Genomic DNA, 6,552 nt, shown 5'->3' with positions numbered 1-6,552 from the left:
CTGTGCGAGAGTCTGATTAGCGCCGGCGTGCGCACTGACGTGGTGCTGGGCGCGCAGACCGAGGCGGCGCTCACGTGTCGCGGCCGCTACGAGGCGCTGCTGGACGAGCCGCCGCGCTGCGCCACCGACGACGGCAGCTTCGGACGCGAGGGCTTCTGCACCTCGCTCGTCGCCGAAGCGCTCGCCGAAGCTGCAGAAGCGGGGGAGCCGTACGACTATCTGGCCGTGTGCGGCCCCGAGCCCCTTATGAAGATCGTGGCCGGCATGGCCGCCGAGGCGGGCGTGCCCTGCGAGGTGTCCATGGAGAAGCGCATGGCCTGCGGCGTGGGAGCATGCCTGTCGTGCGTGGTGGACACGGTGGGCGGCAAGCAGCGGGCCTGCGTCGACGGCCCCGTGTTCGATGCGCGGAAGGTGGTATGGTAGATGGGCGATAGCTTCAACGGCATGTGCCGATCCGGTGAGGCGGCCGGAGGGGAGAACCCTCCAGTCGCTCGGACAGTCCTGGGCTCGCGCGAAACGTCCGCAGGACGTTTCGGCTCGTGCGGAACTCGCTTGGTGGAGGGTTCTCCCCTCCGGCCTCTACCTACTAAGGTGGACATGCGCGTGAATCTTGGCGGGTTGGAGATGAAGAATCCCGTCACGGTGGCTTCGGGGACGTTTGCTGCGGGGCGGGAGTACGGGGACTTCGTGGACGTCGCCGCGTTGGGGGCCGTCACGACGAAGGGCGTGTCGCTGAACGGCTGGGCGGGCAACGCCAGTCCCCGCATCGCCGAGACGCCTTCGGGCATGCTCAACTCCATCGGGCTTCAGAACCCCGGCGTGGCGCACTTGAAGGAATGCGATCTGCCGTGGCTGGCCGAGCGCGGCGCGACGGTCATCGTGAACGTGTCGGGCCACAGTTTCGACGAGTACGTGCAGGTGATCGAGGCGTTGGAAGACGTGCCGGTGGACGCGTACGAGGTGAACATCTCGTGCCCGAACGTGGACGCGGGCGGCATGACCATCGGCACGTGCACGGACAGCGTCGAGGCGGTCGTGTCCCGGTGCCGCGCCGCCACGAAGCGCCCGCTCATCGTGAAACTCACGCCGAACGTCACCGACGTGACCGAGATCGCGCGCGCCGCAGTGTCGGCCGGCGCCGACGCGCTGTCGCTCATCAACACGCTTCTGGGCATGGCCATCGATGCGGAGCGCCGCCGACCGCAGCTCGCGCGCGGCGTGGGCGGACTGTCGGGCCCGGCCGTCAAGCCTGTGGCGCTGCGCATGGTGTGGGAGGTTCACCAGGCCGTCGACGTGCCGCTGCTCGGCATGGGCGGCATCTCGTGCGCGACCGACGCGGTGGAGTTCATGCTGGCCGGGGCCACGGCGGTGGCCGTCGGCACCGCGAATTTCGTGAATCCGCACGCCACGGTTGAAATCATCGACGGAATGGCGCAGTATTGCGAAAGGCACGGCATCGAAGACGTGCAGCAACTGATAGGAGCTTTGGAATGGTGAGTTCGTTCGAAGAGGTTCCCGCGCGCGATCGCGTGATCGTGGCGCTCGACTGCGGCATCGAAGAGGCCTTCGACCTCGCGGACCAGCTGCAGGGCAAGGCGACGTGGATGAAGGTGGGAATGACGCTGTTCTACGCGAACGGCCCGGCCATCGTGTACGCGCTCAAGGAGCGCGGCTTCAAGGTGTTCCTCGACCTCAAGTTCCACGACATTCCGCACCAGGTGGAGGGCGCCGCGTACGCCGCGGCCGGCAGCGGGGCCGATATGCTGACCATGCACACGGTGGGCGGCGTCGACATGATGGCTGCGGCGCAGAAGGGCGCCGAGCGCGCAGCGTCCGAGTACGGTCACGATGCGCCGGCGACGCTGGGAATTACGGTTCTCACCAGCATGAACGATGCGGCTCTGGCCGAAACGGGCGTAAGCCGCGCCATGGCCGACCAGGTGGTCGTGCTGGCCGAGCAGGCCAAGCGCGCCGGCATCTCCGGCGTGGTGGCGTCTCCGAAGGAGGCTGCGCGTCTGCGCGAGATCCTGGGTCCGGACGCCTACATCGTCACGCCGGGCGTGCGCCCTGCGGGCAGCGATCGCGGCGATCAGAGCCGCGTGGCCACGCCTGCCCAGGCGTTCGCCAACGGTGCGTCGCACATCGTCATCGGGCGTCCCATCACGCAGGCGGCCGATCCGGCGGCTGCATTCGAGTCCATCGCGGCCGAGCTGTAGGCGCCCCGTCGAACTTGCGTGCGGTCTGGGAAAATGACGGTTGGGCGACGAATGGTCGACAAAGGAGCCAACTGCTTCTAGAATGTGTGACCACGCACTGAAATTTTTAGGATTTGTAGGAAAAGACAAGGTGAAGTGGGCGAATGCGTGATAGTATCACGGAATCGTTTTGGAACAGAAGGAGATAACACGATGGCTATTCCTCAACTCAGCCCTGAAGAGCGTCAGGCGGCTTTGGAAAAGGCGAAGGCGGCTCGCATCAAGCGCGCCGAGGTTCGCGATGACCTGAAGTCCGGCAAGCTCACGCTCGAGAAGGTTCTTGAAATGAAGAACGATCCGGTCGTGGGCCGTATGAAGGTTTCCACCCTCATCGAGACGCTTCCCGGCTACGGCAAGGCCAAGGCTGAGAAGATCATGAAGGAGCTCCAGATTGCCGAGAGCCGCCGTCTGCGCGGTCTGGGCGAGCGTCAGCAGACCGCCCTGCTGGAGCGCTTGGGCTAACCGCACCTATGCGCCACGGCAATCTGTTCGTCATCTCGGGGCCATCGGGTGCTGGCAAGGGCACGCTGGTGGCCCGTCTTTTGCGCGAGATCCCCGATGCTTGGGTGTCCATGTCGGTTACCACGCGCAAGCCGCGCGAGGGAGAAGTGGATGGCGTCCACTACCGCTTCGCGTCCCCTGAGGAATTCCAGGAGCTCGTCGACGAGGACGGCCTGCTGGAATGGGCGACGTACGGCGGCAACTGCTACGGCACGCCCCGCGCTACCGTCGAGGAGCACATCGCGTGCGGCGATCAGGTTATCCTGGAAATCGACGTTCAGGGAGGATTCCAGGTGCGCGACAAGTTCCCTTCGGCGCATCTCGTCTTCATCGAGCCGCCGTCGCTTGACGTGCTGGAAGCGCGCCTTCGCGGCCGCGGAACAGAGACGGAGGAGGCCATCGCCACGCGGATGGAGACGGCGCGGGTGGAGCTTTCCCGTAAAATGGAGTATGATATACGGCTGGTAAACGACGATTTGGACGAAGCTGTCCGCGCATTAGCGGGCTACGTCAACGAACAAGCCGAGAAAATACGAGGTTAACACGCATATGAGCATTATCGAACCGAAGATCGACGTCCTGTTGAACGAGACTGACAACGATCGTTTCCTGCTGTGCGCGCTCGCTTCCAAGCGCGCGCACGACATCAACGACATGATGCGCGGCCAGCGCGACCGCGCCATCCAGCTGCAGACGGCGGTCGAGATCGCGCGCGCGGCCGACAAGAAGCCGCTGTCGCTGGCTTTCAACGAAATCGCCCGCGGCGAAGTGTCGTACGATCCCAACTCCATCGACGTCAACTACCACTAAGAGATTCCGTCGGCCTACGGCCGACGGAACTGCTCGACGCTGCGAAGCCCCGAGGCACCGCGCCTTGCCGCTCCAAGCCCTCGTCGCGTACGGAAGTACGCTTCCTCGGGCTTTCGCGGCATTGCAAGGCGCCTCGGGGCTTCTCGCTGACGTGCTGCGCCAACCTGCGTGTTCGTTTCGCGCTACGCGCGATCTCTCTGCATCGAAGGATATCCATGACTGAATTCCAACGCATCTGCTTGGTCCATTACCACGAGATCGGGCTCAAGGGGCACAATCGATCGACGTTCGAGATGAGGTTGCTCAAGAACCTCGAAGCGCTGCTGAAGCCTTTCCCCGTGGTCGTTATCCATCGCATCGCGGGCCGTTTGTGCGTGTTCTTGCGTGAGGGCACCGATTGGACCACCGCGAAGGAGGCGGCCGACGTCATCGGCAAGGTGCCGGGCGTAGCGCGCGTGTCGTGCGGTTTCAAGTGCGAGCGCGACCTCGACGAGATGACGGAGGCGGCGCTCGCGGCGATGGCCGAGGCGGGCGAGTTCGACACGTTCAAGGTGGCGGCGCGGCGCAACCACACCGATTTCGTCACGGGTTCGATGGACATGAACCAGATCATCGGCTCGGCGCTGTGCGCCGCGCACCCCGAGAAGTCCGTTAAGATGAAGAAGCCCGACGTTACGGTGGGCGTCGAGGTGGTGCAGAACGCGGCGTACGTGTACGCGCGCTCGCTGCCGGGCGTGGGAGGGCTGCCGGTGGGCAGTTCGGGCCTGGTCGTGAGCCTGCTGTCGTCGGGCATCGACTCGCCGGTGGCGACGTGGAAGCTCGCGCGGCGCGGCGCGGTGTGCATAGGCGTGCACTTCTCCGGACGACCTCAAACATCCGATGCCAGCGAGTACCTCGTGGACGACATCGCGCAGGTGCTGGAGCGCACGGGCTGCATCGCTCGCGTGTACGCGGTGCCGTTCGGCGACTACCAGCGCGAGATCGCGCTGACCGTGCCGCCCGAGCTGCGCGTCATCATGTACCGTCGTCTCATGTTCAAGGTGGCTGAGGAGATCGCACGCCGCGAGCGCGCGGGAGCGCTGGTGACGGGAGAGAGCCTGGGTCAGGTTGCCTCGCAGACGCTCGACAACATCCGCTGCACTGACGCGGCGGTTGACCTGCCCGTCTTTCGTCCGCTCATCGGCACCGACAAGCTGGAGATCATCGCCGAAGCCGAGCGTTTGGGCTCGTTCGAGATCTCGTCGCAGGATGCGCCCGACTGCTGCACGCTGTTCATGCCGCGCAGTCCGGAGACGCATGCGAAGCTGCCCGTGGTGTTGGAAGCCGAGGCCGCGCTGCCCATCGAGCGCTGGGTACCCGAGATCGCCGACGCCGCAGAGGTTCGCGACTACGCCTGCCCCGCCTACAAGCCGAAGAAGAAACGCGCTTCCTGAGCGCGGCCGGTTGCAGAAGCTCGCAAAAGCGGCGTCCCCGGGAAATACCTCGGGGGCGCCGCTTTCTCTTGCCCCGTTTCGTCGTCCCGAGCGAACGCAGCTCTCGCCCTGTCATCCTGAGCGAGCGCGAGCATTCGACAGTCCAGCGGACTGTCGAACTCCCGAGCACGCGAAGCGAGCCCAGGGAGGCCCCGCGCAGCGCGGAGTCGAAGGATCCCGTGCGGCATCAGCTGGAAGCGCCGCGGCTGGCACCGCACGGAATCCTTCGACTCCGCGCTGCGCGCTCTGCTCAGGATGACGACCTGCGGTGCCCCGATCAGGATGACGGGCCCAGCGCAGCTTGTATTCGAGCTGACGAGAAGCGGGGTACTCCTCGCGCGTGATATGCGCGTGGGATTCGTTGGCGCGGCAGGTGGAAACCGCGCTGGATCGGCATCGACGGCGCGTGGAATCGGCGTTGGAAACGCGTGGAAGGTGCGCTGGAAAACGCGGCGCGTTTCGCTGGATCTGCGCCATCGGCGCGTGAGTCGGGGTCGCTATCATGGAAGGAGAGGAATCGGCGACGGGCGAGGGGGCGGCATGGGGTTTGCAGAGCGGGCGGAGTCGTGGCGGGCGAAGGCGCACCTGACCGGCGTGCGCCTGCCGGTGCTCGTGGGCGTGACGGCGCTCGCGGCCATCGTGCTCATCGCGGCGGGAGGAGCGCTGGTCAAGGCCGGAACGTCGGACGGCTTCTCGCTCTCTCGCGACGACGGCGCGGCGACTTCCGACGGTACCGACGAGGACGGCGCCGCTTCCGTGGAGGCGCGAACCGTCTTCGTGCACGTGGGAGGCGCCGTGGTCGAACCGGGGGTGCGAGAGCTGGCGGAGGGCGCGCGGGTGCAGGACGCGGTGGACGCGGCCGGAGGGTTCGCCGACGGAGCCGCCCGCGACGCGCTCAACCTGGCACGCGTGCTCGCGGACGGCGAGCAGATCGTCGTGCCGTCGCAGGAGGAGGCTGTCTTGGAGCCGGGCGCGGCCGTGGACGGCGGCGATGCGGGCTCCAGGGCGGCTGCTTCGCCGACGGGCGGCAAGATCGACCTCAATCGGGCGACGGCGGCCGAGCTCGATGCGCTGCCTGGCGTGGGGCCGTCCACGGCGGAGAAGATCGTGGCCGACCGTGAGGCGAACGGCCCCTTCCGCACGGTGGAGGATCTCAAGCGCGTGTCCGGCATCGGGGACAAGAAGTTCGCCGATCTGGCCGATCTCGTATGCGTGGGATGAGGGGCGCTGCGCGGGGCAAACCGGTCGCGCTTCCTCCGCGCCCGGCGCTGCCGCCTGTGCTGGCCTGCGCGCTTTCGCTGTGGGCATCGTGCGCGGCGGTGCTGGCCGCATCCGGATCCTGGGATACCGGCGCATGCCTCGCCGTCGGCGCGGCCGGCATCGTCGCGAGCGTCGCATGCGCTTTCGCGCTATGGCGGCTGCCGGTGCCGATCACGTGGGCCGCGCTGCTGGGAGCCGCGCTCGGCATCGCGCTCGCAGGCGGGTGCGCGGCCGCGCAGCACGAGGCGCAGCTG

At 66.7% G+C, this 6,552-nt stretch carries 7 protein-coding genes and 2 pseudogenes; all 9 read left to right on the top strand.

The features are described 5' to 3' along the window. A pseudogene (locus tag ACMO6A_RS00445) lies at positions 1-423 on the top strand (dihydroorotate dehydrogenase electron transfer subunit); the annotation flags it as partial. Positions 424-597: 174 nt separating this feature from the next. After that, entirely contained in the window at positions 598-1,497 is a 900-nt protein-coding gene (locus ACMO6A_RS00440; RefSeq protein ID WP_035577129.1) for a dihydroorotate dehydrogenase, read from the top strand. Then, complete coding sequence (gene pyrF, locus ACMO6A_RS00435; RefSeq protein ID WP_009307077.1) at positions 1,491-2,216, top strand: orotidine-5'-phosphate decarboxylase; 726 nt, start codon at positions 1,491-1,493, stop codon at positions 2,214-2,216. The genes ACMO6A_RS00440 and pyrF overlap by 7 nt, the downstream gene beginning before the upstream one ends. 192 nt (positions 2,217-2,408) lie before the next feature. Next, entirely contained in the window at positions 2,409-2,717 is a 309-nt protein-coding gene (gene mihF / locus ACMO6A_RS00430; protein WP_009307076.1) for an integration host factor, actinobacterial type, read from the top strand. Positions 2,718-2,725: 8 nt separating this feature from the next. Then, on the top strand, positions 2,726-3,298 hold the full coding sequence (gene gmk, locus ACMO6A_RS00425) for a guanylate kinase (protein ID WP_009608702.1): 573 nt from the start codon (positions 2,726-2,728) through the stop codon (positions 3,296-3,298). Between the two features lie 7 nt (positions 3,299-3,305). Further along, positions 3,306-3,566: a DNA-directed RNA polymerase subunit omega gene (locus ACMO6A_RS00420; protein ID WP_009307074.1), complete on the top strand. Its 261-nt coding sequence runs from the start codon at positions 3,306-3,308 to the stop codon at positions 3,564-3,566. 215 nt (positions 3,567-3,781) lie between these two features. Beyond that, positions 3,782-4,999, top strand: a complete 1,218-nt coding sequence (gene thiI, locus ACMO6A_RS00415) for a tRNA uracil 4-sulfurtransferase ThiI (protein WP_009608629.1) — start codon at positions 3,782-3,784, stop codon at positions 4,997-4,999. Between the two features lie 579 nt (positions 5,000-5,578). After that, positions 5,579-6,259, top strand: coding sequence for a ComEA family DNA-binding protein (locus ACMO6A_RS00410; RefSeq protein WP_009608698.1), 681 nt, complete (start codon positions 5,579-5,581; stop codon positions 6,257-6,259). Next, positions 6,256-6,552: pseudogene (locus tag ACMO6A_RS00405) on the top strand (DNA internalization-related competence protein ComEC/Rec2); the annotation flags it as partial. The gene ACMO6A_RS00410 and the pseudogene ACMO6A_RS00405, both read left to right, overlap by 4 nt.

Source organism: Eggerthella sp. (assembly GCF_048329335.1).
Taxonomy (GTDB): domain Bacteria; phylum Actinomycetota; class Coriobacteriia; order Coriobacteriales; family Eggerthellaceae; genus Eggerthella; species Eggerthella lenta.
Note: the sequence above shows the minus strand (reverse complement) of the source record. Positions and strands in the feature narration are given on the sequence as shown.